Source organism: Winogradskyella sp. (assembly GCF_965656915.1).
Classification (GTDB): Bacteria; Bacteroidota; Bacteroidia; order Flavobacteriales; family Flavobacteriaceae; genus Winogradskyella.
Genome location: NZ_CBFHMI010000093.1, coordinates 1 through 4,691 on the forward strand (window position 1 = coordinate 1; position 4,691 = coordinate 4,691).

Below are 4,691 nucleotides of genomic sequence, written 5' to 3' on the forward strand. Positions count from 1 at the left end.
TTTTTCTGTTAATTGTATTACCAGTTATGGGTAAAGGCATTAAAATACAAGCCAGAGATGTGGTTGGGTATTTGTTTATGCCGTTTATAGTGTTGTTTGTGATACAGGCATTAATGGTAACGTTTATCCCTCTCTAGAAACCGTTGAGTGCAAAATATTATTCTTCCAATAATTCAGAAATAAAGTCTTCAAACTCATCTTTAAACTCAACATATTTTTCACCAGTTGCTGGACCATTAAAGCCTGTATGTATCTTACGCACTTTACCCGTTTTATCAATAAATATTGAGGTAGGATAAGACAAGATATGGTTAAGCATTGGTAATTTTTCTTGTGCTTTACTTTTATCAGAATCACCAAATTGTGCCAACAATATTGGGTATTCTATCTCAAGCTTATCTCTTAATCGTGCAATATTATTAAAGGCCTTATCTTCGGTTTTAGCATACTCAAAGGCTAATGCTACAATCTCAACATCTTTGCCCTTATTAGCTTGATAGAACTTAGTGTAGTATTTACTTTCATCTAAACAATTCGGACACCACGTACCCATAATTTGTACAATAACTACTTTGTTATTAAAGCGCTCATCGTTTAGTGAAATCATCGTTCCATTTTCATCTGGGAATGAAAATTCTAATTTTTCATAACCATCCTTTAAAAATGTAAGATCGTTGGCATTCGGTAATTCATAAGCTTCATTTCGCTTAGCCACAAAAGGTTCTTTCCAGTGATTACCAGAATAAAAGATACCTTCTAATGTAGAATCAGACACTTTTGCTCTAAATAAAAAAGCATGTGCTCCATCAAAAGTAGAAAGTCTCATTTCATCTCCATCCATAACACCTTCGAGAAAACGGTAATCTCCTGTAGTTGTTCTAAATGTACCTGTAACCTTATCACCTGTTTGTTTAAAAATACCTTTGGCAATATATTCATCTTCTGCAATTCCTTTACTAAAAACGGTTTCCCATACTCCGGAAACATTTTGAGTAGGTTGAGATTTAATATAAAATCTTTTGTTCTCATGACCTTCTGCTCTAAAAGGCACCTTTCGATTACGATCTGGATTAATATAATACCCGCTTAAGCTTTCTTCATTACTGATTTTTGCAACAATAAAGTCTTTAAATACTGGTAGATGTATATAAACTGAATCATTTAGATAGTCTATTTCATTAACTTCAATAATTTCTTCAGCATTATAAAGTTTCAGCTTATCCTTAGACTCAACATCAAAAATAAAAGGCAATTCTTCACCATCCTGAACGTTTAAGACTGCCCTATAAGTTCCTGTTTCTAATTGTTTTGGTACTTTCTTTTCTTCGCAACTCCAAATTACAAGGACCAAAAACAATATCATTAATTTTTTCATAACAACGCGTTTTCAATAAAGTTCGAAATTATAACAATGTCCTTACATAAAAAAACAATGTTCAATTTCATTAACATCCAACTATTGCTATCTTTGTAGCTTCATTAAATTAACCGCATGAAGATTTCATACAACTGGCTAAAACAGTTTATTAAGGTAGATTGGGACGCTGATAAAACTGGAGAACTGCTTACAGATCTTGGTCTTGAAATAGAAGGAATTGAACGCTACGAATCTGTAAAAGGTGGCTTAGAAGGTATTGTTGTAGGCGAAGTATTAACGTGTGAACAACACCCAAATGCAGACCGCTTAAAGCTTACCACCGTTGATGTTGGTGGTGACACACCATTACAGATCGTATGTGGAGCACCAAATGTCGCCAAGGGACAAAAAGTTCCTGTTGCTACTATTGGAACGACTTTATATACGGCAGAAGGTGAAGCCTGGAAGATTAAGAAAGGTAAAATTCGTGGTGAAGAAAGTCATGGTATGATTTGCGCCGAAGACGAATTAGGTCTTGGTGAATCTCATGACGGCATCATGGTCTTAAATAAAGATTTGAAAGTTGGAACAGCTGCTGCAGAAATATTTGAGATTGAAAATGATGAAGTATTTGAAATTGGCTTAACACCAAACCGTGCAGATGCAATGAGTCATCATGGTGTTGCGCGCGATTTAAAAGCCGGACTTTTACAAAAAGAAGTTGCAATAGAACTTATTACTCCTTCAGTGAGTGCGTTTCATGTCGATGCCAGATCTCTAAAGGTTGATGTCGATGTTAAAGACAAAGAAAAGTGCCCAAGATATTGCGGTATTACTATTTCTGGCGTAAAGGTTGAAACGTCTCCAAATTGGTTACAATATCGCTTAAAATCTATAGGTTTAGCACCTATCAATAATATTGTAGATATTACTAATTATGTTTTACATGAGTTAGGGCAACCTCTACATGCTTTTGATGCGAATAAAATTTCAGGTAATAAGATTCAAGTAAAAACCTGTAAAGCAGGTACTAAATTTACCACATTAGATGAAGTTGTTCGAGAATTAGACAAAGACGACCTTATGATTTGTGATGCTGAAAAACCAATGTGTATTGCTGGTGTTTTTGGTGGTATTGACTCTGGTGTAAGCGAAAATACAACTAATATATTTTTAGAGAGTGCCTATTTTAATCCAGTTGCAGTACGTAAAACCGCGAAACGACATGGTTTAAATACTGATGCATCTTTTAGATTTGAACGTGGTATCGATCCTAATATTACAGAATATGCCTTAAAGCGTGCAGCACTTTTAATCACTGAGATTGCTGGAGGTGAAATTACTAGTGATATTTCTGATGCTTACCCAAATAAGATTGAAGACTTTCAGGTACGACTAAGCTTTGATAACGCTAAAAAGTTGATTGGTGAAGAGATACCAAGAGAAACTATAAAAAGTATTTTAACTTCATTAGAAATTAAAGTTAACAATGTTACTGAAGCTGGTTTAGGATTAACAGTTCCAGCATATCGCAACGATGTACAACGCGAGGCGGATATCATTGAAGAAATTCTTAGAGTTTACGGTTATAATAACGTGGGCACTACAGAAAAACTAAATGCATCTATTTCTAACTCAACCCGATTTGAAGATTACAAACTTCAGAATGTTATTGGAAATCAATTAGCTGCTCAAGGGTTCTTTGAGATAATGGCTAATTCTTTAACAACCCCAAATTATGTTGAGTTAAGTGACCAATTAAACGCTGAGCATAACGTTGTAATGCTAAATCCTCTGAGTAATGATCTGGAAGTGATGCGTCAATCCTTACTTTTCTCTGGCTTAGAATCAGTTTCTCACAATATCAACCGAAAGCGAAATGACTTAAAGTTATTTGAATTTGGAAAAACCTATCATCAGTATTCCGAAGTGCGCGAAGAACAAAAGCATTTATCACTATTTGTAACTGGAAATAAAAATGAAGAACGCTGGAATACTGTCGCTGCACCTGGTGATTTCTTCTATTTAAAAGGAACAATTGAAACTATTTTAGAACGCTTAGGACTAAATCGTTTACGGTCTGCCCCTACTAAATCTGACGTTATTAGTGAAGGCATGAGTCTATCATTAGGAAAGAAAAAATTAGTCGATTTTGGCTTGGTAAAAAAATCAGTGTTAAAGCATTTTGGGATTTCTCAAAATGTACTATTTGCTGATTTTAATTGGGATAATGTCATAGAGATGGCTAAGCATAACAAAATTAAATTTACAGCCATACCAAAGTATCCAGAAGTGCGCAGAGATTTTGCCTTATTGTTAGATAACGCTGTCTCTTTTGGTGAAATTTACACCATTGCAAAGCAAACTGAAAAGAAATTACTTAAAGATATAAATTTATTTGATGTCTTTGAAGGCAAAAAATTACCAGCTGGTAAAAAGAGTTATGCGGTTAGTTTTACACTTCAAGATGAGAATAAAACATTAACCGACAAGCAAATTGATAAAATAATGTCTAAACTACAATCTAACTTTGAATCTAAGCTTGGTGCTGAGTTGAGATAAGTAATTACCCTTTATTACCTTTATTATTTTCTGATAAAAGCTTTATGGTAATACTTTGAAATGCAGTCGACTTATAATCCAATAACGCATAAAGAAATACTATTGAACCTAACATTTCTAAGGATTCTTCTATTGTATACAAAATGAAATAAGTTATTGTATATTCTCCATTAAATTCTGCATGACTTCCACTTACAGCTTCTAAGCCTACTGCACCAGATAAAAATAAGATAGCCGAGAATGTAAATAACTTTAATGTGCGTGAAGGTAATTGTCTGAAGAAATTTAAATATACTAAACCAAAAAATGCCGTAATAATTAAATAAGGTATTAACCAGGCAAAGTACAAGTATCCAGACGTATCAAATAAAGACCTTACAGGAATTACCAGATGTTCGTGTATATGAAGCATTTCATCTAATCCTAAAAAACTAAAAACTATTGCTAAACCTAGCCAGTAATTATATAGTTTAAAGTTTGATTTATAGCCATTAGCAATTATAAAAAGCAAAATACTATTACTGAATAACAATAACGAGGAAAAAAGAGTAGGAAAGTTAGATTCAGTATTAAAATCAAGTGCATTATAAACTGTTCTAGCTATATACTCGCTTAAGTCAACATTTCCAAATTGAATGTATCGACCAACTAAATTACCAACTATTAATATTCCAACAATAAAAAACAAGCATTTAAGTACTGAATTTTTACAAAGATTAAGAGTCATGATTAATAATACAATCATTAATACCTAATTAGAGAAAAAATTATA

General features: G+C 33.2%; 3 protein-coding genes. 1 reads left to right on the plus strand and 2 read right to left on the minus strand.

Features of this window, described 5'->3' with window-relative positions:
• Positions 1 to 157 precede the first annotated feature (157 nt).
• Positions 158 to 1,375, minus strand: coding sequence for a peroxiredoxin family protein (locus ACTG3Y_RS13155; RefSeq protein ID WP_439153380.1), 1,218 nt, complete (start codon positions 1,373 to 1,375; stop codon positions 158 to 160).
• Positions 1,376 to 1,492: 117 nt separating this feature from the next.
• Here ACTG3Y_RS13155 and pheT point away from each other — a divergent pair, with 117 nt between their 5' ends.
• Positions 1,493 to 3,919, plus strand: coding sequence for a phenylalanine--tRNA ligase subunit beta (pheT, locus tag ACTG3Y_RS13160; RefSeq protein ID WP_439153381.1), 2,427 nt, complete (start codon positions 1,493 to 1,495; stop codon positions 3,917 to 3,919).
• A 4-nt stretch (positions 3,920 to 3,923) separates the two neighbouring features.
• Here pheT and ACTG3Y_RS13165 read toward each other — a convergent pair whose 3' ends face one another.
• A complete protein-coding gene (locus ACTG3Y_RS13165; protein ID WP_439153382.1) occupies positions 3,924 to 4,664 on the minus strand; it encodes a hypothetical protein in 741 nt (246 codons plus the stop codon).
• Positions 4,665 to 4,691 lie beyond the last annotated feature (27 nt).